This window comes from Enterobacter cloacae complex sp. 6730903 (assembly GCF_048283985.1).
In the GTDB taxonomy this organism is placed as follows: Bacteria; Pseudomonadota; Gammaproteobacteria; order Enterobacterales; family Enterobacteriaceae; genus Enterobacter; species Enterobacter hormaechei_C.
The window spans coordinates 40875-66394 of the sequence record NZ_JBLVXX010000012.1; the positions used below are offsets into that span (position 1 = coordinate 40875).

A 25520-nucleotide genomic window follows, 5' to 3' on the forward strand; every position below is an offset into this window, starting at 1 on the left:
GCCTCAAATACATTTGAAATAGTCGAAGGGCTCACGGCAGGTATTGCAGCGGTAGAGCGCTTTGCAGGCCGTGGAACCAAATTCACTGATAAGCGAGGTATCGGTGCTCGCACAGCGCGGGCAGCTCACCTCCGCGGGAACGTGGGCATGGCAGCTATGGCCGACAGGCGGGCTGATGCCATATTCACGCAGGCGCCTGCGGGCATCGTCGGTCATCCAGTCGGTGGTCCAGGCGGGCTCCAGTTGCAGCACAATATGTACCGGGCTAAAGCCGTTCCCGGTCAGAGTTTCGCGGATCGCCCCCAACAGATGCTCCGTTGCCGGACAGCCCGAATAGGTTGGCGTGAAGCCAATGACCCAGCCTTCCCCCTGCGCCTTCACGCTGCGCACCATGCCTAAGTCGGTGATGGTCAGCACCGGCACTTCCGGGTCGGGGATCTGGCTTAACAGCGCCCAAATCTGCGGGATTTGTGCAGGCGCGATGTCGACAAGGCGTTGCATGGCCTCCTCCTTTACCACTGCTGGCCGGGGTAAACGCGCTGGAGATACTGCATCTCTGCCAGCATCGGTCCGAGGTGTTCGGTATGTAGCCCCTTCTTGCCGCCCGTGCGATACGCCACCTCTTCGGGCACGCGGAGGGTGGCTTCCGCCAGGCCAGCAAACACTTCGCGCTCCCACGGGTCCCGCAGGTCGCGCGGATCAACCGCCACGCCGTCATCAATCAGCGCCAGCTCGACGTCGTCTGCGTCGAACAGTTCAGCCGTAAAGCGCCACAGGCTATCCACCGCCTGTTGCATTTTTTGTGCGGAGGTTTCTGTTCCGTCCCCCAGCCGCACCAGCCAGCCGCGGCTAAAGCGCAGGTGATAGCGCGCCTCCTTAATGGCTTTTGCCGCGATGGCGGCAAGCTGACTGTCGCTGCTGTGGATCAGCCGCTCGTAGAGCGCCACGTTCCACGCATCCATCAGATACTGACGGGCAATGGTGTCGGCGAAGCTGCCGTTTGGCTGTTCCACCAGCAGCAGATTGCGGAACTGACGCTCATCGCGGCCATAGGCCAGGGTGTCTTCATCGCCCTTACCCTCCCGTTCAGCGGCGTAGGTCAGGAAATTGCGCGCCTGCCCGAGCAGATCAAGGCCGATATTGGCGAGCGCCAGGTCAATTTCCAGCTCCGGCGCGTGGCCGCACCAGGCGCCCAGACGCTGTGAGAGCACCAGACCGTTGTCGCCCAGACGCAGGGCATAAGCAGATACGTTGTTCATCCCCAACCTCACATATGCTCGATGCCATCAGGGATGGTGTAAAACGTCGGATGGCGGTAGACCTTGCTTTCCGCCGGATCGAAAAACTCCCCGCTCTCTTCCGGCTGGGAAGCGACGATTTCACTCGCCTTCACCACCCAGATGGAACAGCCTTCGCTGCGGCGGGTATAGGCATCGCGCGCGTTTTCCAGCGCCATGCGGTCGTCGGCAGCGTGAAGGCTGCCCACATGCCGATGCGACAGCCCCTGCTTCGAACGGACAAAAACTTCGTATAACGGCCAGTAAACATTGCTCATGGTTGATTCCTCTTATGCGGCCTGGCGGGCGCGTTGTTTTTCCGCGTGGGCCAGAGCGGCTTCACGCACCCATGCGCCGTCGTCCCAGGCTTTACGTTTTGCGGCCAGACGTTCGTGGTTGCAGATCCCGCGCCCGTTGATCACTTCGTCAAATTCCTGCCAGTCGATTTCGCCGAAGCGGTAGTGGCCGCTCGCTTCATCGAAACGCAGGTCGGGGTCCGGCACGGTCATACCGAGCATCTCCACCTGAGGCACCGTGTTGTCCACGAAGCGCTGGCGAAGCTCATCGTTGCCAAAGCGTTTGATCTTCCAGGCCAGACTGCGTGCGCTGTTTGGGGAGTTGTCGTCGTTGGGTCCGAACATCATCAGCGCGGGCCACCAGAAACGGTTGATGGCGTCCTGCAACATCTGCCGCTGGGCTTCGCTGCCCTGCGCCAGCGCCATGCAGGCCTCAAAACCCTGACGCTGGTGGAAGCTCTCTTCTTTACAGATTTTCACCATCGCCCGGGCATACGGGCCGTAAGAGGTACGACACAGCGCCACCTGGTTCACAATGGCCGCCCCGTCCACCAGCCAGCCAATGACCCCGATATCGGCCCAGCTCAGGGTCGGATAGTTGAAGATGGAGGAGTATTTCATCTTGCCGTCGAGCATCTTTTGATAAATGTCCTCCCGGGCGCAGCCCAGCGTTTCCGCCGCGCTGTAGAGGTACAGGCCGTGTCCGGCTTCATCCTGCACCTTCGCCAGCAGAATGGCTTTCCGGCGCAGCGTCGGCGCGCGGGTGATCCAGTTTCCTTCCGGCAGCATGCCGACAATCTCAGAGTGGGCGTGCTGTCCAATCTGGCGGATCAGCGTCTTGCGGTAGGCATCCGGCATCCAGTCCTGCGGCTCGATGGCCGTCTCCTGTGCGATGCGTTGCTCAAAGCGTTGTTCTTGCGTCACATAACCACCTTTGTGATTCGTTAAATCACCACAAATAGCAAAATGGTGAATCATTTGGTTTCTTAAAAGTTACACAAAGGTTAAATATAACCCCAAGAAGCGTTTGTTTATTTTGTGACGACGCTCGCAAGCCTTTTCATGAAAGGCCGATGACACAAGGCTTTCGGGTTGTCAGGCTAAGCAATACAGATCACAACGTTAACAATTCATTAAAACTCAGCTTGATTTTTATGATTCACGATCAAACTATTGATAGTGAAATTACGAAACATCTGGAGAGAAGAAATGCAGCAGTTAGCCAGCTTCTTGTCCGGCACCTGGCAATCGGGCCGGGGCCGCGAGCGCACCATCACCCACGCCATCAGCGGGGAAACGCTATATGAAGTGACCAGCGAAGGGCTGGATATGGCGGCCGCGCGCCGTTACGCCATTGAACACGGCGGAGAAGCGCTCCGCGCAATGAGCTTTATCGAGCGCGCCGCCATGCTGAAGGCGGTGGCCAAACATCTGCTGAGCCAGAAGGATCGCTTTTATGCCCTGTCAGCCCAGACCGGCGCGACGAAGGCCGACAGCTGGGTGGATATTGAAGGCGGTATCGGCACCCTCTTCACCTACGCAAGCCTCGGCAGCCGTGAGCTGCCGGACGATACCCTGTGGCCGGAGGATGAGCTGATCCCGCTATCGAAGGAAGGCGGCTTTGCGGCACGTCACGTGTTAACGTCGAAATCCGGCGTGGCGGTGCATATCAACGCGTTCAACTTCCCGTGCTGGGGGATGCTGGAAAAGCTCGCGCCCACCTGGCTTGCCGGGATGCCCGCCATCATCAAGCCCGCCACCGCCACCGCGCAGGTGACTCAGGCGATGGTGAAAGCGATCGTCGAGAGCGGACTGGTGCCCGACGGCGCCATCAGCCTGATCTGCGGTGGCGCGGGCGATCTGCTGAACCAGCTCGACAGCCAGGACGTGGTAACGTTTACCGGATCGGCCAGCACCGGGCAGAGTCTGCGCGTCCACCCGAATATCGTCGCGCATTCCATTCCATTTACCATGGAAGCAGATTCTCTCAACTGCTGCGTGCTGGGTGAGGACGTGACGCCGGAACACCCGGAGTTTGCACTGTTTATTCGCGAAGTGGTGCGCGAGATGACTGCCAAAGCCGGGCAAAAATGTACCGCCATCCGCCGCATCATCGTGCCGGAAGCGCAGGTTGACGCCGTCAGCCAGGCGCTGATTGCGCGGCTGGAGAAAGTGGTCGTCGGCGATCCGGCCCAGGACGGGGTGAAGATGGGGGCCCTCGTCAACAGTGAGCAACGTGCTGACGTGCAGGAAAAAGTCGATCATCTGCTTGCCGCGGGCTGCCAGATCCGTCTGGGTGGTAAAGCTGATTTGCAGGCGGCTGGCGCATTCTTCCCGCCCACCCTGCTGTTCTGCCCGCAGCCGGACGAAACCCCGGCCGTTCACGCCACCGAAGCCTTTGGCCCCGTCGCCACCCTGATGCCGTACCGCAACACCGAACACGCCATGCAGCTGGCGCGGGCGGGCGGCGGCAGCCTGGCGGGAACGCTGGTTACGGCAGATACCCGCGTGGCGCGGCAGTTTATTGCCGGGGCCGCGCGCGCCCACGGACGTATTCAGATCCTCAACCAGGACTCCTCGAAAGAATCTACCGGCCACGGTTCACCGCTGCCGCAGCTGGTGCACGGTGGTCCGGGACGTGCGGGCGGCGGCGAAGAGCTGGGCGGCCTGCGCGCGGTGAAGCACTATCTTCAGCGCACGGCCATTCAGGGCAGCCCGTCCATGCTCGCCGCGATCGGTAAACAGTGGGTCCGTGGCGCGGAGGTGCAGGAAGATCGCGTTCATCCGTTCCGTAAATACTTCGAGGAGTTACAGCCGGGCGACAGCCTGCTGACCCCGCGTCGTACCCTGACGGAAGCGGATATCGTGAATTTTGCCTGCCTGAGCGGGGATCATTTCTACGCCCATATGGACAAAATTGGCGCGGCGGAGTCGATTTTTGGCGAGCGCGTGGTACACGGTTATTTCCTGATTTCCGCCGCGGCGGGGCTGTTTGTCGATGCCGGGGTTGGGCCGGTTATTGCCAACTACGGCATGGAAAACCTGCGCTTTATCGAGCCGGTCAAGCCGGGCGATACCATTCAGGTGCGCCTGACCTGTAAACGTAAAACGCTCAAGAAACAGCGCACTGCCGAGGAAAAACCCACCGGCGTGGTGGAATGGGCGGTGGAGATCTTCAACCAGCACCAGCAGGCCGTGGCGCTCTACTCCATCCTGACGCTGGTGGCGCGCCAGCAGGGTGACTTTGAATCAAAGCAATGGCATTAACCTTGCTGCCTCGAGTGTTTGAGCGCATCAAAATCAGCGGAAGGTAAAACAGGGACTGGTTGGCTTTGATTAATCAAACCATCCAGTCTGCCTGGTTTGGATAAGTAACAACCGGAAACACTATGCAAATTGACCATGTAGTCAGCATGGTTATTATTTAGCGCCGGGAATATTCCCGCGTTAAATTACATGGATGATTAACAGACTATGGCAATTCCTGTTTACCTTTTCTTAACTGACGATGGTGGCGCAAAAATTACAGGCTCGGTGGATGTTCGTTACCGCGAGGGAAGCATTGAGGTCACTGGCTTTACACACAATCTTCGCCTCCCAACCGATCCATTGACCGGGAAAATTACCAGCAAACGTAACCATGCCCCAGTCGTGTTTCAAAAAGAAATCGATTCCTCCTCCCCTTACCTGATGAAAGCCGTTGCGACTGGCCAAACCCTTAAAACGGCTGAGTTCAGGTGGTATCGCATTAATGACGCCGGGCAGGAAGTAGAATATTACAATATGCGTCTCGATAATATTCGCGTCGTTTCCGTCACGCCATTGATGCATGACATTAAAGACCCGATGAAAGAAAAACATAATCATCTTGAAGTCGTGGAGCTACGCTATGATAAAATAACATGGACATATTGCGATGGTAATATACAGTTTGCAGACTGTTGGGCTGAGCGTTAAATATGCGCACTCCTTCCTATTCAACACCCTATAATATTGCATCCTTTGCACCACCTGGCGTGGACGTGGTTAGCCACATGGTAATAGCGCGATTTCATGGTGGCCCCTCATTAATGACCTACATATGGTTTTATCAAATGGTCAGAAACCATGGTCCCTGGGATTACAAACAAGGCCGTGCAGAGTATGCTAATTTTGGCAATTTTCATTACGGTGCCGTTGGTGCGGCAGCAGGCATTCCTGAGGGAATTTTGCTCCGGGGGGCAGGTACTGCACAGATTCTCGCCGGGACAAGCGATCCTGCCGAGTTTGCAAAATTCCAGAACAATAATAATTACGGTGATGACCCAGTCGATCAGTTATGGATAAGGGCAGGAATAGATTATGCGCGACGTTCGGGTTTTTAACTGGCGAGCTGGTGTCATTATCTTTATTTTTCTTATATTCATTGCATACCCTTTCCGCGATCTGTTTTCCGTGTATGAAAATTTGCAGGAAAAAATCAAGGTTAACGATCGTTTAACTCTTTACATCACCCAGGTTGAGACGGGCTCACTGTCTAAAAACAGGTATCATATTTATCTCGTTGATGCGAAAAAAAGCCCGGAAGACTTCATGTCTAACATTAAAGATATCGATCCCGTCATGATCACCGATGATGATAAAGCTTCTGTGGCAATTAAAAATGGAGACATTTATCTTCGCGTTCGCGGTACGGTTTATTCGTTCACGACGGCAGGTTTCGATGTCCGCATGCATCTCGATAGCTCGCCTTACTGAAGCACACTTTATCTGTCACGGGGGTGTGATTTACCCCCGCTCTTTTTTTAACCTGGCAAGACTGACAAACAACCTGGCAGATGCAGGCAAACGCTTTTCGTGCGCGCCTGTCAGGATAAGGCTAACACAACACAATAAACACAACAAGATGAGGTCTGCGATGGGAAGCAATTCTTCTTTTTCTGCCCGTAGAACGGCACTGGCCATGGCCGTTGCGCTCTGTTGCGCCTGGCAATCCCCTGTTTACGCTCACGGCAGCGAGGCGCATATGGTCCCGATGGACAAAACGCTTCAGGCGTTTGGCGCGGACGTGCAGTGGGATGATTACGCCCAGATGTTCACCATCGTCAAAGACGGTGCCTTTGTGAAGGTCAAACCCGGCGCAAACACCGCCATCGTTAACGGCAAACCGCTGACGCTCCAGGTGCCCGTGGTGATGAAGAACAATAAGGCCTATATCCCGGAGACCTTTATCAACGATGTCTTTCAGTCCGGTCTTGATCAGACATTCCAGGTTGAAAAAAGCCCCCACCCGTTAAACGCGCTGACGGCTGATGAAATCAACCAGGCCGTAGCCATTGTGAAAGCCTCAGCGGATTTTAAACCCAATACCCGCTTTACCCAGATTGCGCTGGCGGAGCCAGAAAAAGCCAAAGTCTGGGACTTCGTCCTTAACGGCACGGCGGTGGATGCGCCCCGCCAGGCCAATATCATCATGCTTGATGGTAAACACATCATCGAAAGCCGGGTGGATCTGAAGGAGAAAAAGATCCTCCGCTGGGAGCCGATCAAAGACGCGCACGGCATGGTGCTGCTGGATGACTTCAATACCGTGCAGCAGATCATCAATGAAAGCCCGGAGTTTGCCGCCGTGCTGAAAAAGCGCGGCATTACCGACCCGAAGAAAGTGATCACCACTCCGCTTACCGTCGGCTTTTTTGACGGCAAGGATGGGCTGAAACAGGAAGACCGCCTGCTGAAAGTGATCAGCTATCTCGACGTGGGCGACGGTAACTACTGGGCGCACCCGATCGAAAACCTGGTTGCGGTGGTGGATCTCGAGCAGAAGAAAATCCAGAAGATTGAGGAAGGCCCGGTCGTGCCGGTGCCGCTCACGCCGCGCCCGTATGATGGCCGCGACCGCGTTGAAATGGTGAAAAAACCGCTGGAGATTATCGAGCCGGAAGGCAAGAACTACACCATCACCGGGGATAGGGTGCACTGGCAGAACTGGGATTTTCATCTGAGCCTGGACTCACGCGTCGGCCCGATAATTTCCACCGTGACCTATAACGACAACGGCAAAAAGCGACAGGTGATGTATCAGGGGTCGCTCGGCGGCATGATTGTGCCGTACGGCGACCCGGATATCGGCTGGTAATTTAAGGCCTACCTGGACTCCGGCGACTACGGCATGGGGACCCTGACCTCCCCGCTGGTGCGCGGCAAGGATGTTCCGTCTAACGCCGTGATGCTCAACGAAACCATCCCGGATTACACCGGCGCGCCAATGGAGATCCCCCGGGCGATCGCCATTTTCGAGCGTTACGCCGGGCCGGAATATAAGCATCAGGAGTTAGGTAAACCCAACGTCAGCACCGAACGCCGCGAGCTGGTGGTGCGCTGGGTCAGCACCGTGGGTAACTACGATTACATCTTCGACTGGGTATTCCACGAAAACGGCACCATCGGCATTGATGCAGGGGCTACGGGCATTGAAGCGGTGAAAGGCGTGCAGACGAAAACCATGCATGATGCCACCGCGAAGGATGACACCCGATACGGAACGCTGATCGACCATAATATTGTCGGTACCACCCACCAGCACATCTACAACTTCCGTCTGGATATGGACGTGGACGGCATCAACAACAAGCTGGTGGCCATGGATCCGGACGTCAAACCGAACACCGCTGGCGGACCGCGCACCAGCACCATGCAGGTGAATCAGTATGATATTGATACCGAACAGCAGGCGGCGCAGAAGTTTGACCCGGGCACCATCCGCCTGATGAGCAACACCAGCAAAGAGAACCGCATGGGCAACCCGGTCTCGTATCAGATCATCCCTTACGCGGGCGGTACGCACCCGGTCGCGTCCGGCGCGAAGTTTGCCCCGGACGAGTGGATTTATCACCGCCTGAGCTTTATGGATAAACAGCTGTGGGTGACGCGTTACCATCCCGTCGAGATGTACCCGGAGGGAAAATACCCGAACCGTTCCACGCACGATACCGGCCTCGGCCAGTACAGCAAAGATAACGAGTCGCTGAACGATCAGGATAACGTCATCTGGATGACCACCGGCACCACCCATGTCGCCCGCGCCGAGGAGTGGCCGATAATGCCGACGGAATGGGTGCACACGTTACTCAAGCCTTGGAATTTCTTTGACGAGACGCCAACGCTCGGCAAGAAAAAAGTCGAGATAAAATAAGCAAACGCCGGGCGCAATGCCCGGTTTTTTTGTGCAGACATTTGAGGAATAATCGAGCCTGTTTATAGTTAATATTACCTGGCTTTAGCGAGCTATCCACCGGACGGGAAGTAAACCATAATGGAAAAAAGACACAACGCAACGCCAGAACCTGCGACATGGCCTACCCGTAAATCAATGGTTGTTCACGGGCTGGCCGTGAACCTGCCGTGGCTCGCCTTTGTGAATGCCAGCTTTGCCCTTATGGTCCTGCTGCGCAATTCGCTGTTCGGCCATATCGATGCCCTGCTGCACATCAGCCCCCCGCTGCGGCAGATGATTGACGCCTCCATGCTGGGCGTGGTGATCCTTTCCGGGGCGCTGGTGATCATGGCCTGGCGCCACATCCGCGGCGTCAGCGCCGTTTTGTTTATGTGCAGCCTGCTGTGGTCGATAAGTTGTTACTGGTTTATCAACGTCTTACATCTTCCGCATCCCTGGCCTATATTCGTTACCCTGCTGATGGCCGGTATGACCGCGCTCTATTTTCACCCGGTGGCGCTGCTCTGCTTCACCGTTCCGCTATGGATAAGCCTGCCCGTTGCCAGCATGCTGCTGAATCAGGAAATTAATTATCGCTTTGCCGGGCTGTGGGTGGTGTTCACGTTCATTCTCGTGTGCGGGCGCTATATCCTGTTGAGCTGGTTTGAAGAGGCGTGGCGTCGCAACCAGCAGAATCAGCGTTTGATTTCACGGCTGGATGCGCTGGCCCATCAGGACCCGCTGACGAAAACGGCCAACCGGCGGGCGATGGAGCTGGTGCTGGAAAACGCCGTGGAGCAAGGCAAACGCTTCGCGGTGCTGATGCTGGATGTCGATTACTTCAAACTGTATAACGACACCTACGGTCACCAGGCCGGAGATGCGTGCCTCGCGCGGGTGGCAGAGGTGCTGAACACCTCGGTGCGCACGCCAGAGGATGTGGTTTCGCGCTACGGTGGTGAGGAGTTTGTGGTGATCCTCTTTGACTGCGAAGAAAGCATTGCTGAGAATGTCGCCGCGCGGATCCAGGCTGGCCTGCGCACCGCAGCCATTCCGCACAGCGCGTCGAAGGTGAGTGAATATGTGACGGCGAGTATGGGCATTGCAGACTATTCCGCAGGACTGGCTGGCCCGGAAATCATCGCCCGCGCCGATGCGGCGCTTTACAGGGCGAAGGAGGCCGGGCGGGATCGGTGGTCGCGTTAAATAATGCCAGGTGGCGGCTACGCCTTACCCGGCCTACGGGATCGGTTTCGTAGGCCGGGTAAGCGCAGCGCCACCCGGCGTTTTTTTAATACCGCACACATACCGACTTAGTTTCACACCAGCCGTCCAGCCAGTCGGGGCCGAAATCGCGCCCGGTGCCGGACTGCTTCATGCCGCCGAACGGCAGGTTGGCGTCTATCAGCGTGTGGCTGTTCACCCACACGGTTCCGGCCTGTAACCTGTCGGTATACGCCAGCGCTTTACTGATATTCTGCGTCCAGACGCTGGCCGTTAAGCCATATTCAGTGTCATTCGCCAGCTGAAGCGCCTCTTCCCCATCGGCTACACGAACAAGGTTCACCACCGGCCCGAAGACCTCTTCACGCGTCAGTCGCAGATGATTATCCGGGTTGACCACCAGCGTTGGCGAAACGTAATAGCCTTTGCCGTCTGGCCCCCGGTTCCCGGCGATCAGCTCCGCATTGTGCGCCTTCGCCTCATCCAGGAACGCCTGAACCTTATCGCAATGGGCGCGCGACACCAGCGGGTTGATAAATGCATCCGGCGACATGCCCGGCCCGACGCTGAGGGATTTCACGGCCTGTTCAAACCCGCTGACCAGCGTGTCAAACAGCGGAGCCTCAATATAAATGCGCGAGCTGGCCGCGCAGACCTGCCCCTGATTCAGGAAGCTGCCGGTCATCAGCCCTTCAATCACCCACGCCGGATCGGCATCTTTCAGCACGATGGCCGGGTTTTTGCCGCCCAGCTCCAGCGTCACACCCGTTAGCGTGTCCGCCGCCGCGCGGGCAATCTGCTTGCCCGTCGCCGTCGAACCGGTAAAGCTCACTTTGGCAATGCGCGGGTGCGAGGTCAGCGCCGCGCCACAGACGGCGCCACTGCCGGTTACCACGTTGAACACGCCCTCCGGGATCCCCGCCTCGCTCGCCAGTTCCGCCACCCGTAACAGGGTGAGCGGCGTGGTTTCCGAGGGTTTGATCACGATGGAGCAACCTGCCGCCAGCGCGGGCATCACTTTCCACATGCCAATCATCAACGGGAAGTTCCACGGCACAATCCCCGCCACGACGCCCACCGGCTCTTTACGCGTCCACGCCTGATAACGCGCGCCCTGCGGCAGTGGAATTGAAAGATCGAGAGTTTTACCGGCAATTTTGGTGGTCAGCCCTGCCGTGTAGCGCATCCAGTTCAGGGTGCAGCCCACCTCGAAGGCGCGGGAAATGTTAATCGATTTCCCCTGCTCCAGGGTTTCGAGCTGTGCCAGCTCTTCGCCATGCTGCTCCACCAGATCCGCAAACCGCAGCAGGATGCGTTCCCGCTCTGCCGGCAGCCGCCCGGCCCAGCTTCGGGCGACAAAGGCACGCCAGCCAGACATCACCGCACGATCGACATCATCGACGCTGGCATCGGCGGTGGAGGCAATAACCTCTCCGGTCGCCGGGTTGTAGACGTTCAGACGCTTTTCGCTATCGGATGCCGCCTGACGCCCTTCGATCCACAGGCCGTGCTGGCGATCTAAAAACTGCTGCACGCCTGGCAGGATGGCGACGTGTGATTCGGACATAGGATACTCCTTCGTTATGCTTCGCAGGGTGTGTATGCAGTCTAAGAGGGGATTCGCATTCCTGCTTTTGTCTGTGTGACATTCGCTTTGCCAGCTGTGACAGGCTCCGCAAATCGTGATAATTCCCGCTTATATCGCTGTAACCGTTGAGTGTTCTTTCCTATAGTCAGCCTCGTAGCCCTGACAAAATGCAACATAAATGCAACAATGCGAAAACAGTGACGGTGCAGCGAGAACATCAATGGCGTGTGCAAGCGAACAGGACAATTTTCAGCAGTGGCTGGCGCAAATTAACCAGGTTTGTGGGCGCTTTGCGGCACGACCGTTAGAGGGGGCGTTTCTCGGCGAGCTGGAAACCAGCTACACCCAAAGTCTGAAGCTGAGCACGGTGACCGCCGCAGGCGTTAACCTGTTTCGCACCCGTCAGGAGATCAAAAACGGCAACGACGCCTGGTTCTACACCGTGTTTCAGCTGGAAGGCAGCGCCGGAATCGAACAGGACGACCAGCGCGCGATGCTGAAAGCCGGGGATATCACGCTGATTGACGCCTCCCGCCCGTGCTCCATTAACTGGCAGGAGCGTTCCCGCCAGATTTCGCTGCTGCTCCCGCGACAAATCATTGAGCAACACGCGCGTTTTCAGGAAGTGAGGTGCGCGCTGCCCCTCTCCCGCAGTCTGCCTACCGTACAGCTGAGCTACCGACTGCTACAGGAGAGCATGGGCAATGCCGATCTCAGCGCCAGTGAAAGCGAAGCGGCGCTTGAGGCGATGGTGTGTCTGCTGCGTCCGGCCTTCCAGCAGCGTGACGAGGAGCTGCCGCGCAAGGAGCGTCAGTTCCGCCACGTTCTGTCCCTGATTGATGATCATATTCAGTCGGAGGCGTTAAGACCGGAGTGGATAGCTTCAGAGAGCGGCATGTCCGTGCGTAGCTTGTACCGCATGTTTGCCGGGAAAGGGCTGGTGGTAGCGCAGTATATTAAGAACCGTCGCCTCGATTTATGCGCTCAGGCGCTGCGTTCCATCAGCGATGACGAAAAGCTGGCGGGGATTGGCTACAGCTGGGGTTTCACCGACCATAGCCATTTTTCCACCGCCTTTAAGCAGCGTTTCGGGGTTTCGCCGGGCGAATACCGTAAGCGTCACCGCTAGCTATTTTTTCAGCCACTTGCCGTTAATTCCCTTCACGTACTCACCCGGCTGCGCGCGGGCCACCAGCTTTTGCCCCGCCATTTTCGCCACCTCGTCGACGGGCAAATTATTGCTGTCAGCCAGCTGCTGGTAACTTTCCGTGCGTGCGGCGTTGATACGGTTCACCAGCGCCAGGGTTTCAGCGTCGTGCTGAACGGGCGCAAGATAGCCGCTCAGGGTTTCCCCTACGCGCCCCTGGGCACGCGCATCGTTGAGCGTAAGCGTGGCGGCATGAACATTCATCCCCAGCGCGAGTAACATCAGAGCTAATCGTTTCATGGCATCCTCAGAACAGATCGCTGCGGGATTTCAGCAGGGCTTCAACGTCTTTATCCACCTTGATATGGATTTCATGCTCGATTTTCACGTTCATGTTGATGGTGATCGGCTCTTTGGGCGCCGCCACTTCAATGCGCGGCGTGCAGCCTGACAGCAGCGCGACGACGGCCACGGTGAGTACACCAGCCCTCTTTTTCATTGTTGTTCCTCACTTTCCTTGCCTGTCGAACCGCGGAGAAGGGGTATCGCCGCATGTTGCTCAAACCATGTTTGCAGATTGTCCCCAAAGCGCAGGCTGCGCCAGAGGGTAAAAATGTTCTCTTCATGGGTGTAATTCAGGTTTACGAAACTGCTTTTGCCTTCGACGCGGCTGGTGCCTTTAATGGCCGCCTGCATGGTTAACACACCCAGATTATCCACATTGAGTTTTGTCCACGACTGCGAAATTTCCATATAGCGGAGCCAGTTGATCGCCGCCCCGGCAACCATATTGTCTTTCACAATGGCATCCGCCGTGTCCTGGTCGATGCGCAGCGTCATCGGCCCCGGGTTAGTCAGCCAGCCATCTTTAATGATCCATTTTTCATTGTCCAGCCAGAACGGCAGCGCGCCGCTCACCGGGCCGGACATGGCAAACTGCTTCGGATTCACCGCGCTTATCAGTTCGCTGGAGGAAATATTATCCACGCGCAGTAAAGCCGGATCGTGCTGCGGCATTCTCAACTGCTGCATGGTGATTTTCCCGCCGAGCGCTTCCACCTTCACGTTGGTGAGCAGGAGCGGGTTCGCTTCGGTCCAGGGATAATCGCCCTGGAGATCCGCGGTGATATTTCGGGCTGTGACCAGGTTTTTCACCTCGTCGATTCGTAACGTTACCGGCCCGCGCGTGCCCAGCGACCAGGTGCCCTGGCTTAAGCGGAACGGCAGAACAAAATCCACGCCGTTGATTTCGTTATCCGGCATCCACGCGCTGCCCGCTTTCAGCACCCCGTGCCCCCCGGCCTCAAACCCCTGATCGGGAGCCGCGGAGAAAGCCAACTGCGCGTACATTTCGCCGCCGCGCAGGGCCATTTTCCAGTCTGGCGGGATCAGCGGCTGAAACACCGTAAGAGACTGTTTTGGCCACCAGGCCTGACCGCGAAGGCGTTCGCCGTCCCAGCGTCCATTCACCTGGACCGGGCCGATGTCGTCCGCATGCAGGTTCCCTTTAAACCGGAACACCGTCGGGTCTGTCCCGTCAACGCTGAAGGTCAAAACGGACGGCGGCAGCACGCTTCCGCCTGAAAAGCTTGTTTGCCCGGCATTGAGCGCGAGCGCGCCGCTAAAGGTGGGGTTCTCCGGGTCCCGCGACCAGCGCACCGGGTGATCCAGCACCAGGCGCGGCTTGCTGACCAGCATCGTGCCGTACTGCAATTTGTCGAACCCCGTGGAAAGATCGGTCAGTTCGATAACGTTGTCGCGCCACTCCCCGGTTCCCCGGACATCCCAGCGCGCGTTCATCGGCGTGAAGTTGCCTTTACCCCAGTAACGCCACTGCCACACACCGTTGTCCGGTAAAAAGTCGTTAGCCTGGCCGTCCAGATGCAGCTCAAAATCGCCCATCTCGTTTTCATGCGCCCGCAGAATGGCTTGCAGGCGGCCGTCCACGCCCTTCTGCGTGAGCTTCACGCCCGCCAGCGGCCAGCGGATCTCATCGATATCCAGCGAGTCGATGATGCGCCCGCGCGAGCGCAATAATGCGCCGGGTTCAAACGTAAGCTGCGGATCGTAAAGGCTGCCGGTCAGCATCGCCGGGAGTCTGGCATACAGGATCAGATCGTTTTGCTTGGCTTCCCCGCTCAGGTGCAGCGGCATAGCGCTGTTTTCCATACTGAGCGAGCCGGGACCGATATTCAGCACCGCGTTGCCCTTACCCGCATCTCCCTCGGTCAGCACGTTGAGCCGCCCTGTGAAGGTGGCTTTCTCCAGCCCCTGCTGCCAGTTATCCACTTTCAGCCCGACGCGACCGCTCATCGGCATACCGGAGGCTGACCAGTTCCAGCGTCCGTCGCTGATGGTCAACTGCTGAGCGGTGATCTGCCACGGTAAATCGAGCAGCGGATCGGGGTTGTCCCGCGCCATGACCACCAGCTGGCCCTGATTGTCCTCCCAGTCCAGATCGGCATCGACCAGCGAGGATAACTGTGGCACGTTAAAGGTCGCGACCGTATGCCCTTTCACCGGCACGCCGTCCGGTACCAGCGGCAGGGTAAATTCACCGACCAGCTTCACGGGCTGCGGCTGATCCGGCAGTTGCACATCGAACTGGCTGATGGAGAGGGTCTGGCCGCGCAACTGCCCCTTAATGCTCACCTGCTCGCCTTTATAGGTGATGTCCTGGCGGGCTGGCGTCAGTGAAGCATGCAGCTCCCCCTCCCACTGCTGCCAGGGAGAAAGGGTAAAACGGTGGATGGTCAGCCAGGTGTTGGGCAGGATGGCCTGCCACTGCGCCAGCGTTTTCGGCGCTACCGTTGAGGGCGCCGATTGCGGTAATTTGCTCAGGCAGACAGAGTTAAGTGTAAGTGCGCCAATATCCAGATCCCAGCGGCTGGGATGTGACAGGGTCACGTTTTCCACGCGGGCAATTTCACACTCTTCTACCAGATAGCGGAGATCGGGGATGATCAGGGCGTGGCGCGTGAGCCGTGGGCTTTTTTCAAAGGCGATGCGCGTTCCGACGGGAAGCCAGATCCCGGCAAGCGTGGGTACCCACTGGGCGAGCGTCATCAGCAGCGTCAGCGGCACAAGAAATAGCAGCAGTAATAGCGCGATTGCGGCTTTGTATTTACCCTTCATGGGCAGTTAATATCCTGATTTTGCGAAAAAAAATAAGCCGTTCTTGCCGCTCATTGTCGCATGTTTAGCCAGTCAGTTGAAGGTAATGCCATTTTTAAGAGTAGATGCTCTACAATAATTCATAGAACTTATTGATTTCAATGAATTTTGAAAAATTGTAAGATAATTTTAAACATGCTAACGTGGTTCCAAAATCACTGGAGAAAGTCTTATGAAACTCGCGGTATATAGCACAAAGCAGTACGACAAAAAGTATCTGCAACATGTTAACGAGACGTACGGTTTCGATCTTGAATTTTTCGACTTTCTGCTGACTGAAAAGACGGCTAAAACCGCCCACGGCTGCGAAGGCGTGTGTATCTTCGTTAACGACGACGGTAGCCGACCGGTGCTGGAAGAGTTGAAAAAACAGGGCGTGAAATACATTGCCCTGCGCTGCGCGGGCTTTAACAACGTCGATCTCGATGCCGCCAAAGAGCTGGGTCTGAAGGTCGTTCGCGTCCCGGCCTATTCTCCGGAAGCCGTGGCAGAACATGCGGTCGGGATGATGATGTCGCTCAACCGTCGTATTCACCGTGCCTATCAGCGAACCCGTGATGCTAACTTCTCTCTGGAAGGGCTGACCGGCTTTACCATGTACGGTAAAACCGCAGGCGTCATCGGTACCGGCAAAATTGGCGTGGCCGCCCTTCGCATCCTGAAAGGATTTGGCATGCGCCTGCTGGCGTTTGATCCGTACCCAAGCGCCGCTGCGCTGGAGCTGGGCGTGGAGTATGTCGATTTGAAAACGCTCTTCTCGCAGTCTGACGTTATCTCTCTGCACTGTCCGCTGACCCCGGAAAACTATCATCTACTTAACCAGTCGGCGTTCGATCAGATGAAAGACGGCGTGATGATCATCAATACCAGTCGCGGCGGGCTGATCGACTCTCAGGCGGCTATCGAAGCGTTGAAAACGCAAAAAATCGGCGCGTTGGGTATGGATGTGTACGAAAACGAACGCGATCTGTTCTTTGAGGATAAATCTAACGACGTGATTCAGGATGACGTGTTCCGTCGCCTGTCTGCCTGTCATAACGTGTTGTTCACCGGTCACCAGGCGTTCCTGACCGCCGAAGCGCTGATCAGCATTTCGGAAACCACGCTGGGGAATTTGCGTCAACTCGAAAAGGGCGAAGCGTGCCCGAACGCGATAGTGTAACCTGGTAAGCCGGGTGAGGGCTTACGCCCTGCCCGGCCCGGGCGTTAACTGAACGCCCCGCTGCCTTTTCCGCCGCTGGTGTCACCCCCCATCCCTAAGAAGCATGACATTGTCGCGGCCATCATTAGTGAATTAACGGATCAAAAATGACGGTTACTGCCCCACGATAAACATCAGGCCGCGTATTCAACATCGTATCGACATCTTTTTGTTCAATAAGGAAATCAATACTGCCCGATTTCTCCTGACCAAATACATTAGTCAGAAATAAATTCTTTGTGAGATCTTTGCCAACGGCGAGACGGCTTCTTACCACTCCTGTTCCTGTTTTACTATCAACAATATTATCCGGTAACGTCAGTAAAGCCTGCACGGGCACCCTTTGAGAAGGTAATTTATCACTCCTCAGGGCGCAGTCTGAACCGATGTTTTGTTCACACTGAAGATATACCGTGAATGAACCTGAACTGGACAAGTTAAATTTGCTTTGGCCCGTCAGGTTGGGTGTAATACGATTTACCATCCACCGCTCCCAGCGCGCATCACCTTGCCCGGCAGTGCAAACTTTACCGGGCTCACACGGCAAAAGGGAAACGTTGTAATTATCAGCTGTTGTACTCAGCTTTAGTTCATGGTTTACCGAAAGTGTGAAATTTAACACGAGCGTAGTATCTGATGGCTCGTAATTATCCCCAAAATCAATTTCGCCACCAGGACCAACATTGAGCACCATCTCTCCTTTATAAACACCTGAACTCATCTGTAATGGGTTAGGTGTACTCAGCTCATAACCCATGCTGATAGTATTAATAAGATGGGGCTCTCCTGTTAAATCCGTTTTCGCAGTTTTATAACACGCAACATCCCTGTTCGGTACTTTCCACATAAAAAGATAAGATCCTGCTGGATAAGCACCAACCCCGGAATTCGAGCATGGAGAGGCGGCGTAAACAAACGAACCTCCATTCCAGGCTTGTTGATGTTCTGTCAGACTCCACGCTCGTAGAGTATTATATCTGGCTGAAAACGCACTCATTCTAAACTTAAGCGTGCTGGCCTCCCCTGTTTCACTATTTCTGACGACAATGTCTCGCCATGCCCCAGGCAAACCAAAGTAGATCCCCATTCTTGGTTCTGAGTTTGCGGTCAGCCCTGACGTAACCAGTGACGCCGTAATTCCACCCATATTGATACTAAATGTTTGATTATTTCCACATACACTAGGATAATTTACACAGTAACCGGACTGCGGTGTAGTGTTAACAAATTTATCATTCGATGGGTCTGACATTGATGGCGAAAACGAAGCCGTAATGTTTACGGTGGCAGCCTGCAACGGTAACGCAAATAAGTAAAACGCAAAGAGTCGCTTTTTCATAATAAACACTTTTGGGGATGGAATTATAAACTCGCTTCGGAAGAAAGCGCTTACGGTATGATTTTTAGTTCGTTAATTCATCACGCTGCACTTGAGCGCATCGACAAAACGAATAGCATTAGTCCCGGCATCATCTGTCGCAGGAATACTGCATTTGAGCGGCGGTTTTCCTCCTTCCTCTTTTAATAGTAAGGTTTTGTTTTTTGCACCTGTCTCTAACGTCAACACCCCTTCTGCGTTTATTACCGCCCCGCTGATATCACTTTCCACGAAACGGTTTTTTAGCAGCTCTCCTTGTTCATTCTGCAAAGTGCCTACAAGCGTATAGGTTTTCACTGCTTTCACTTTTACGTATTGCACGCTTCCCTTATTAAGCTGAACACTCTGTTGTTCAGGGAAGACCCGGACACTATCGCCCCCCGTCGCGCTAAACTGGATGACGTCTTTTTTCCACTGTTCCGCCTGCACCACATTTCTGCCAGGCAACAGACGCGTTTCTGACATCTTCCCGGAGGCCAGGATACCGATGTCATTGTGGTCCGAGTCAACATCAACGATGAGTGCTGCCCCGGTGCTGCGGCTGGCACTCCCGCTGGAGGATGCCAGTTTTCCCCCTCCAAGCATAAGCACCTGGCTGAGGTTGCCCCCTGCTGTGTTTGAGCTGTTTTGCGTATGGTGCTGCACCCAGCCGTCAGCGCTGACGAACGGGGTATCTACAGATCCGTTTGCATTAAGGACTGTATTTTTCGCGCTGTAGGACACACCGGCGCCCACGGTGCGAAGCGTACTGCTCTCATCAGGCTGGTACTGGTAGCTGAGGCTGGAGTAGCCGTGATTCTGGTTCATACCCGTTTCAGCTGACACCAAGTGTCGCGAGGATGGTGCGAGCGACAGGCTCAGCCCCACCGACATGCCGTGGTCCCGACGCCCGTTGCTAAACCCGGGGCGATCCCAGGCACTGACCCGAAAATTCATGTTACGCCCTGCAAGCGTTCCCAATGTGGTGGTAGCAACATCGGCCCCAAAGCCCTGCCGCCAGGCCGTTTCTGTATATTGTCCATTTACCGTCAACGAGGTTGTCCAGGGCAAACGCAGCGATAATGACGCCCCCCAGGTATCCCCTTGCTGGCGATAACGTGTCTGGTGACCATAAACGTCGGTGGTCGTCGAACGCCAGTACAGGCTGGCAGCCCCTCCTCCCGGGATAGTACGGTAATAGCGGATATCGGTATTCTGGTTTGACTGAACGTCATTATTTCCCGTCGTGTACTGGGCAAACAGCGAATCACTGGGCGTGAGCGTAATGTTACTTCTGACCCGCACCTGATGCTCATTCTCAGTTGCCGCCCCGCTCACCCCCATGACCACCCGCGGGTGGACAAGATAGTCAATGCCGCCACCGGCCGCCGCAGGATGAGGGTTATCGTCGCCATAACGGGTGCCAGTACCGATGGTTTGCTGCTGTCCGCCCCACAGGTTCATTCGCCAGCGCTTGTCAGGGTTGTTCCAGCCCTGAGGTTTATAAATCTGGGCCTGCTGGGTGTCGACGGTCTTGCCATTTTCAATAATTTTTATCGTGATGTCGTAGATACCGCCCGGCAGACGGCGCGTGTCCAGCGCCTGCACACCCGTTTCGAGCTGTTGCGTATGGATGAGCCGCCCGTCGCGCCAGACTTCCGCAACGGACTGATTCTGTCCTGTCACATAGACCGGCCAGGCGCTGACGCTGTCGCCGTTAATCAGTAAGGCGTCGGATGTTCCCCACATGGCCCCCACAACCGTGTCATACCCGAACCCGGACATCTCAACGTTGCCCGTATCGCTGTCGGGAGTGAAAAAGCCGAGGCGAACGAAATGTCCCGGCAGCTCTTTCTGGGAATACAGTTCGTAGAGTGTGCTGCTGCTGTACTGGTATTGCCCGTCAGTACCAGAAGACTGGAATGACACTCGCTGGCTCCAGCCCAGCAACGACGCGGTAAGCGATGAGTTAATACCCCAGCTACGCGTGTTATCACTGTTGGTGGCAGTGATATCGTTGTACATAATCATTCCGCCGGGCATTTTTTCCGGCAGCGAGATAAAACTGTTCTCGGTTCGTGCTGTTTCATAATGTGCGGTGTACAGTTTCAGAATCGAGCTATCGAGCAGATACTCTGCTGCCATCAGACCTGACGGACACTGTGTGGTACATTCACCCACTGATATGCCTTTATTGAGAACCTCTTTCCACCGGTTCCTGACATCCGAATCGACGCTTTCTGACTCCTCAATGGTACGTATAAGACGAACATCACCGCTTTCCGTTAATGAAATCGCAGCCTCGAATAAAAGGGTGTCATTCAGATATACCTGAGCCATCACTTCGGACTCATAAAAGTAACGTCTGAAATCCTCAGGGAGAGCTCGCATGTTCGCGGCCAGCGTCATATTTGCTTCTGCGGAAAAAAGAGGGCACACGGTTAATAGCAACACGATTTTTTTCATAAAAAAGCCGCTGCTGGAAAACAGCGGCCTCCTCTGTCAGGTAATAAAACGCGTCAGAAATTAAGGAGTCACAGCGACAACAGGCTCGAAAATCATCGCAACTGAGCCGGTAAACATCCCGTTCACGGTCAGAGCGGCATCATCGGCCTGGGTGATTTTCAGTGAAGTACGACCCCCTGCTTTCGCCGCACTTTCGCTTACCACTTCCGTTGCGGTTTTGCTGAGTGGCGTATTGTTAAAGCTCACAGCCAGCGGAATAACATCGGTACCATTAGAAAGCTGGGGTTTGCCGTCAGAATTGAGGTTACCGGTCAGGGTCGCCTGAATTGCGCCAGCCGTATTTTTGTACTGGAACTGCTTCTCAAAAATTTGCAGCTTGCTGCTGGCGATGTCATATCCCATGTCCTGGGTCTGATCGATCCAGCCTGCATCAACCGGGATCACCTGGAAGGTATCTGAAGGTACGGTGGCCGACAGGTTAATAGTGTAACTCTGGCTCTCAGCTGCATTCGCTGCGCCGGTCATTGCGGCACAAGAGATAAATGCAGCAGCCAGCGTAGTTTTAATAGCATTAAATTGACGATTCATAAAAACTCCTTAAGGTTATTTCGTCCAGAACGCGCACTAAAATGTGCTAATTAATTCAACAGGTGTCAGAATGACTTCGCCTGTTTATTGTTTCCCTCGATGAGAGTGAAATTGGTTTTAAACCCATTTTTCCCAGCCACAGAATAACTCCGGCCTGGCAAAATAAATTCGCGGCTCACTTCTCCGCAATCCGTATTTGCGGACTTGCACTGACGTATATCTTCAAGGACAACCGTTGCATTGCCTTTGTTTACGACACTCACACCACCTGAGTCACTCTGCTTAATAAGGGTGTTGAAAGCGGGTTTCTCTGGCTGCACAATCACCACCGTCCCATACCCCGTAAGGATATTTACGCCTGCCTGAAGTGTTTCTTCCCGATATTGCCCTGCGGCCTTGCTATCTAATCCGAAACCATCTTCTGCCTGTGGCATTACGGGTGTAAACCTGACTCTAAAATAACGTTCTTTATCCCGGACACCTGGCCACATAACGCGCGCAGATTGAAATCCATTGGGAGGAATAATCATCCTTAATGGTGTGACAACGAGCCGATTTTTTTCAAGCACGTTACCTGACATTTCTTTCACAGGCGTTTCATTATTTGGCGTATTTTTCTGCCCGGGATGGATTTCGAGCAATTCAACTCTGACAAACGCAGTGGAGTCCCCACTGTTATATATACGTTTAGTCAAACTATGACTGTCAGGAGTCAGAACATCATACATACTGCCAATGCCTATCATTGGCGCAGCATTAACGGAGGTGGAGATCATCCCGAAAGATAAAACCACTCCTGCCGCATTGAAAAAATTTTTAAATTTCATGCCTGTACGCTCACCGTTCAGTATCTGCTTTGGCGTTGATTTTGACTGCGAAAACTTTACCACCAAAGCACTTCGGCGGAACCATTATATTAAAATCATCGATTTTATAGGATAAAATGCTGTTATATAAAATTATAAAGGAACATGATCTGCATTACGGGACACTGCATAGGAAATTTCTTAGAATCAGTATCAGGAAGAGTAATATTCAAAGTAGCCAAAGGGCTTTTGTATCGAGGGAAATGAGCGATTATGCTTTTTATCATTGAGGATCGTGTTTACTTTCGTATCGACGATGGCGCACTGTGGGAGAAAAATGACGAAGGAGCCAAGGTCATTCTCAGCCCGATCGTTGCCAGACTGCTGCACCTGTTTTTGCAGGAAAAAGGCAGAGTCGTGACAAGGGAAGAAATCATGAATTATGTTTGGGAGAAGCATGGATTAGAACCTTCCAATAACAGTCTCAATCAATATGTCTCCCAGCTGCGTAAGTTGATGGCTCATTTTCAGCTTCCCGATGAAACCCTCAGAACAGTACCCAGAGAGGGTTTTATACTCAGTCATGAGTTAACGATTAGAACAGAAAATGATTCATTATCTTTCACTCCGGCATCATTGAGTGAAGAATCACATCACCTCAAGCAAAAAATTAAGCCGCCAATGGGCTATTGGGCGATCTTTTTTCTACTGCTGGTTCTCATCGCCACGCCTGTGGTGGTAATCTTTTCCACTGATATGATGCATAAACAAAGTATGTCCATTACACCGACTAAAATAGGACACGTTGGGAATTGCCCGGTCTATGCCGTGCTGATGGGGCGAAATGCGCAATTAAACGAGGCGCTTTCCTCTGCTAAAGATTATATCGGACAAAACAACATCTCCTGCAACGATGACAGCATCCTTTACTTTTTCTCCACCGGAGGGGTACTGAAGAATCAAAGTGGAAGAGCATTCTTATCACATTGCTATATGAAGGATAATGAAATTATTTCCTGTATGGATTACGCCTATCATTCCTGGATGTAAACAATGAACAACGTAAAATTCCTGTTGAAAAACAGAAAATTCATTATTTTTATGCTTCTTTTGCTTATCTTCATGGTGGGTGTTGTCACCAGTCTTCAGTATCGCCATCGGCTTCTTATCGACTGTGATTCAGATTTTGTTTTTCGCGCTCCGCAAAATCAGTATGAGATGAAAGGAACAATGAAGTTGAAAATGGATCGTGACAGACAGGGTCACATCAGAATTGACGGAGTAGTGACGTCGCCTGACGGTAAGACCTGGATAAGTCGTGATGCTATTTTCACGTACCATAAACTGAATGCGACCTCCTTCAGAATGGACAATCTCAGGATTATCAAAGGTGAACGGGACACGGCATCGGACAAACATTTTGCTGAGAACTTTTACTCGCTGGTAGTTAAAACGCGCCGGGTTCTGACAATACATCGTATCGAGAATGGTTACCTGGTAGGTAATTATCGCGCCCCTGTCTTTATGTGTATTACCCCTTAAGACCAAGGTTGGTCTGAGATTAGCGGCCCACGCAGCGTTGCCACGGTACGTTGAAGGCCGCATACGCGACCTTTTTAAACTAGATGAGTTTGATTTTTACCTCATACCCCTCGAGGCCTGTCATGGCTTCACGAGCGATAAACTCAATTTCAGACACTTCCTGCCCTGTTTTTTTACGTAACTCTGAAATTTTTTTGGTTATAAGCGCTGAAATTTCTTCTTCTGCCTTGTGCGTCAGTGCGTCAACGTTCATGTTTACCTCTTGTAACCGTTTACTGTTTCCAATCTCCAGCAGGCGACAGCTAACGATTAACTGCCTTTCACCATAACTGTATGTAAAGAGTAGACTATCTGTGTAACGTATGCTGCCGTCGCATTCAAATATGCATTTAGATTGCATTATTTGAACAAGGTGTTATTGTCCCAAAGCCTTAGAGCACAACACATAAACATAAGAAAAGATTTGACTCACACTCGCCCCGCATCAGGGGCATTTTTTTTGGCTGTCTGTAAGCAAAAAACCCGCCAGAAGCGGGTTTTTGAGTTATTCGAGAAAATTATTTAAAGACTTCTGCGACGGCCTGGAAGTTAGGGCCATGCTCGCGGGCAGCGATAATGACGTAGTATTTCCCGCCCTTCTCGTCTGCCAGTTTGGAGAGTTTCTGATGAAGATCTGAAGGTGAAGAAATTTGTCCACCTGAAGCCCCTACAGATACATTACCAAGGTATTCAAGTTTGAAGTGGTGCGCTTCATCCTTGGAAATCATATCTGCCGCAGATGCGCCGAAGCTTGCTACTGTTAAAGCCAATACACTCCCTAATAGTGCTTTTTTCATATCATTCCTCCTGTTGATGAATCTATATATTTAACATTAGCACCAAATATGTAAATGATCCGTATCAATATTGTAGAAGGATTGAGCATCACTTCCAGCCATCACTGACCTGAACAGCGGGTGCAGCAGGTTCATCTACTATACTGACCCATGTAGTGAGCATTTATCTGCCCGGTTGCGCCTGAAGCAACCGAAACTTACCTGTACCATGACCATCAGGAGAACAATATGCACACGAGTAAAACCCTGAAAAGGCTGCTAGCCGTATCAGCAGTTGCAGCAATGTTCAGCACCGTTGGCGTACAAGCCCAGACGACAAGCGCCGCGCAAACTCAAACTGCGGGCCAGGCTCAACCGGACGCCAGACTCAGCTCCGGCGACGAGAAAGCGTTAAAGGACATGGCGCAGGCCAATATCAACGAAGTTGCCGCCGCCAGGCTCGCCCTCGACAAGGCCCAAAGCAATGAAGTGAAAACATTCGCCCAGAAAATGGTCGACGATCACGGCGCCGCGCTGACCAAAGTCCAGGCCGTTGCCCAGAAAAAGGGCGTGGAGCTGCCGACCGAGCCTGACGCCGCGCATAAAGCCCTGAACTCAAGGCTGGAAAATCAGCGCGGTGACGCTTTTGACAAGATGTATATGGAATATGCCGGTGTGAAAGACCACGAGAAGGTGCTGTCGAAGCTGAAAAACGACGCCAGTAAAATCGACAATCCGGATGTGAAGGCGCTGGCGAACGAACACACGCCGGTGGTTGAGCAGCACCTGAAGTCCGCCGAGCAGATGTCAACCCACTCCGGCGCATCAGCCGATAAATAACGTG

General features: G+C 54.1%; 24 protein-coding genes and 1 pseudogene. 11 read left to right on the forward strand and 14 right to left on the reverse strand.

Features of this window, described 5'->3' with window-relative positions:
* Positions 1–3: 3 nt before the first annotated feature.
* Genes paaD through paaA form a run of 4 tightly spaced genes read right to left on the reverse strand, consistent with a single transcriptional unit; the run spans position 4 to position 2497 of the window.
* Positions 4–501, reverse strand: a complete 498-nt coding sequence (paaD, locus tag ACNQ0W_RS08670; protein ID WP_003857347.1) for a 1,2-phenylacetyl-CoA epoxidase subunit PaaD — start codon at positions 499–501, stop codon at positions 4–6.
* Between the two features lie 11 nt (positions 502–512).
* Positions 513–1259 (reverse strand): 1,2-phenylacetyl-CoA epoxidase subunit PaaC, encoded by a 747-nt coding sequence (paaC, locus tag ACNQ0W_RS08675; protein ID WP_015570597.1) that lies wholly within the window; start codon positions 1257–1259, stop codon positions 513–515.
* A gap of 8 nt (positions 1260–1267) precedes the next feature.
* Complete coding sequence (gene paaB / locus ACNQ0W_RS08680) at positions 1268–1555, reverse strand: 1,2-phenylacetyl-CoA epoxidase subunit PaaB (protein ID WP_003857353.1); 288 nt, start codon at positions 1553–1555, stop codon at positions 1268–1270.
* 12 nt (positions 1556–1567) lie between these two features.
* A complete protein-coding gene (gene paaA / locus ACNQ0W_RS08685; RefSeq protein ID WP_023296558.1) occupies positions 1568–2497 on the reverse strand; it encodes a 1,2-phenylacetyl-CoA epoxidase subunit PaaA in 930 nt (309 codons plus the stop codon).
* A 285-nt stretch (positions 2498–2782) separates the two neighbouring features.
* Between paaA and paaZ the strand changes: the two genes are divergently transcribed.
* The 6 genes and pseudogenes from paaZ to ACNQ0W_RS08715 all read left to right on the forward strand — a co-directional run bounded on the left by paaZ (position 2783) and on the right by ACNQ0W_RS08715 (position 9974).
* Positions 2783–4840 (forward strand): phenylacetic acid degradation bifunctional protein PaaZ, encoded by a 2058-nt coding sequence (paaZ, locus tag ACNQ0W_RS08690; protein ID WP_062932657.1) that lies wholly within the window; start codon positions 2783–2785, stop codon positions 4838–4840.
* 207 nt (positions 4841–5047) lie between these two features.
* The gene (locus ACNQ0W_RS08695) at positions 5048–5530 is read left to right on the forward strand and encodes an Hcp family type VI secretion system effector (RefSeq protein ID WP_045334814.1); all 483 of its coding nucleotides are present in this window, start codon (positions 5048–5050) and stop codon (positions 5528–5530) included.
* A gap of 113 nt (positions 5531–5643) precedes the next feature.
* Positions 5644–5937, forward strand: coding sequence for a polymorphic toxin type 44 domain-containing protein (locus ACNQ0W_RS08700; protein ID WP_223825170.1), 294 nt, complete (start codon positions 5644–5646; stop codon positions 5935–5937).
* Entirely contained in the window at positions 5915–6310 is a 396-nt protein-coding gene (locus ACNQ0W_RS08705; protein ID WP_062932656.1) for a hypothetical protein, read from the forward strand. The genes ACNQ0W_RS08700 and ACNQ0W_RS08705 overlap by 23 nt, the downstream gene beginning before the upstream one ends.
* 160 nt (positions 6311–6470) lie before the next feature.
* Positions 6471–8747, forward strand: a pseudogene (gene tynA / locus ACNQ0W_RS08710) (primary-amine oxidase).
* A 120-nt stretch (positions 8748–8867) separates the two neighbouring features.
* On the forward strand, positions 8868–9974 hold the full coding sequence (locus ACNQ0W_RS08715) for a GGDEF domain-containing protein (protein WP_116329986.1): 1107 nt from the start codon (positions 8868–8870) through the stop codon (positions 9972–9974).
* 85 nt (positions 9975–10059) lie between these two features.
* Here the strand turns inward: ACNQ0W_RS08715 and ACNQ0W_RS08720 are convergent, their stop codons facing one another.
* Positions 10060–11559, reverse strand: a complete 1500-nt coding sequence (locus ACNQ0W_RS08720; RefSeq protein ID WP_062932654.1) for an aldehyde dehydrogenase family protein — start codon at positions 11557–11559, stop codon at positions 10060–10062.
* A 241-nt stretch (positions 11560–11800) separates the two neighbouring features.
* On the opposite strand from ACNQ0W_RS08720, the gene feaR reads away from it, so the two are divergent.
* Positions 11801–12709 (forward strand): transcriptional regulator FeaR, encoded by a 909-nt coding sequence (gene feaR / locus ACNQ0W_RS08725; protein ID WP_417933187.1) that lies wholly within the window; start codon positions 11801–11803, stop codon positions 12707–12709.
* Here the strand turns inward: feaR and ACNQ0W_RS08730 are convergent, their stop codons facing one another.
* Genes ACNQ0W_RS08730 through ACNQ0W_RS08740 form a run of 3 tightly spaced genes read right to left on the reverse strand, consistent with a single transcriptional unit; the run spans position 12710 to position 15862 of the window.
* Positions 12710–13027, reverse strand: a complete 318-nt coding sequence (locus tag ACNQ0W_RS08730) for a YdbL family protein (RefSeq protein WP_006808832.1) — start codon at positions 13025–13027, stop codon at positions 12710–12712.
* A gap of 7 nt (positions 13028–13034) precedes the next feature.
* Positions 13035–13226: a YnbE family lipoprotein gene (locus ACNQ0W_RS08735; RefSeq protein ID WP_003857369.1), complete on the reverse strand. Its 192-nt coding sequence runs from the start codon at positions 13224–13226 to the stop codon at positions 13035–13037.
* Entirely contained in the window at positions 13223–15862 is a 2640-nt protein-coding gene (locus ACNQ0W_RS08740) for a YdbH family protein (protein WP_116329985.1), read from the reverse strand. The genes ACNQ0W_RS08735 and ACNQ0W_RS08740 overlap by 4 nt, the downstream gene beginning before the upstream one ends.
* 211 nt (positions 15863–16073) lie before the next feature.
* Between ACNQ0W_RS08740 and ACNQ0W_RS08745 the strand changes: the two genes are divergently transcribed.
* Complete coding sequence (locus ACNQ0W_RS08745) at positions 16074–17063, forward strand: 2-hydroxyacid dehydrogenase (protein ID WP_017384525.1); 990 nt, start codon at positions 16074–16076, stop codon at positions 17061–17063.
* Between the two features lie 124 nt (positions 17064–17187).
* Here the strand turns inward: ACNQ0W_RS08745 and ACNQ0W_RS08750 are convergent, their stop codons facing one another.
* The 4 genes from ACNQ0W_RS08750 to ACNQ0W_RS08765 all read right to left on the reverse strand — a co-directional run bounded on the left by ACNQ0W_RS08750 (position 17188) and on the right by ACNQ0W_RS08765 (position 22340).
* Entirely contained in the window at positions 17188–18441 is a 1254-nt protein-coding gene (locus tag ACNQ0W_RS08750) for a hypothetical protein (RefSeq protein ID WP_062932651.1), read from the reverse strand.
* Between the two features lie 72 nt (positions 18442–18513).
* A complete protein-coding gene (locus ACNQ0W_RS08755; protein ID WP_237764486.1) occupies positions 18514–20868 on the reverse strand; it encodes a TcfC E-set like domain-containing protein in 2355 nt (784 codons plus the stop codon).
* Positions 20869–20985: 117 nt separating this feature from the next.
* Positions 20986–21513: a CS1 type fimbrial major subunit gene (locus ACNQ0W_RS08760; RefSeq protein ID WP_062932649.1), complete on the reverse strand. Its 528-nt coding sequence runs from the start codon at positions 21511–21513 to the stop codon at positions 20986–20988.
* A 65-nt stretch (positions 21514–21578) separates the two neighbouring features.
* Complete coding sequence (locus ACNQ0W_RS08765) at positions 21579–22340, reverse strand: hypothetical protein (RefSeq protein WP_062932648.1); 762 nt, start codon at positions 22338–22340, stop codon at positions 21579–21581.
* Between the two features lie 252 nt (positions 22341–22592).
* On the opposite strand from ACNQ0W_RS08765, the gene ACNQ0W_RS08770 reads away from it, so the two are divergent.
* Together ACNQ0W_RS08770 and ACNQ0W_RS08775 are read left to right on the forward strand one after the other, a co-directional pair.
* Positions 22593–23369: a winged helix-turn-helix domain-containing protein gene (locus ACNQ0W_RS08770; protein ID WP_062932647.1), complete on the forward strand. Its 777-nt coding sequence runs from the start codon at positions 22593–22595 to the stop codon at positions 23367–23369.
* A gap of 3 nt (positions 23370–23372) precedes the next feature.
* Positions 23373–23861: a hypothetical protein gene (locus ACNQ0W_RS08775; protein ID WP_062932646.1), complete on the forward strand. Its 489-nt coding sequence runs from the start codon at positions 23373–23375 to the stop codon at positions 23859–23861.
* A gap of 79 nt (positions 23862–23940) precedes the next feature.
* Here ACNQ0W_RS08775 and ACNQ0W_RS08780 read toward each other — a convergent pair whose 3' ends face one another.
* The gene (locus ACNQ0W_RS08780) at positions 23941–24114 is read right to left on the reverse strand and encodes a GnsA/GnsB family addiction module toxin (RefSeq protein WP_074135682.1); all 174 of its coding nucleotides are present in this window, start codon (positions 24112–24114) and stop codon (positions 23941–23943) included.
* Positions 24115–24418: 304 nt separating this feature from the next.
* Complete coding sequence (locus ACNQ0W_RS08785; RefSeq protein ID WP_003857380.1) at positions 24419–24697, reverse strand: DUF1471 domain-containing protein; 279 nt, start codon at positions 24695–24697, stop codon at positions 24419–24421.
* 228 nt (positions 24698–24925) lie between these two features.
* Between ACNQ0W_RS08785 and ACNQ0W_RS08790 the strand changes: the two genes are divergently transcribed.
* On the forward strand, positions 24926–25516 hold the full coding sequence (locus ACNQ0W_RS08790) for a DUF4142 domain-containing protein (RefSeq protein WP_062932645.1): 591 nt from the start codon (positions 24926–24928) through the stop codon (positions 25514–25516).
* The last annotated feature ends 4 nt before the right edge of the window (positions 25517–25520 follow it).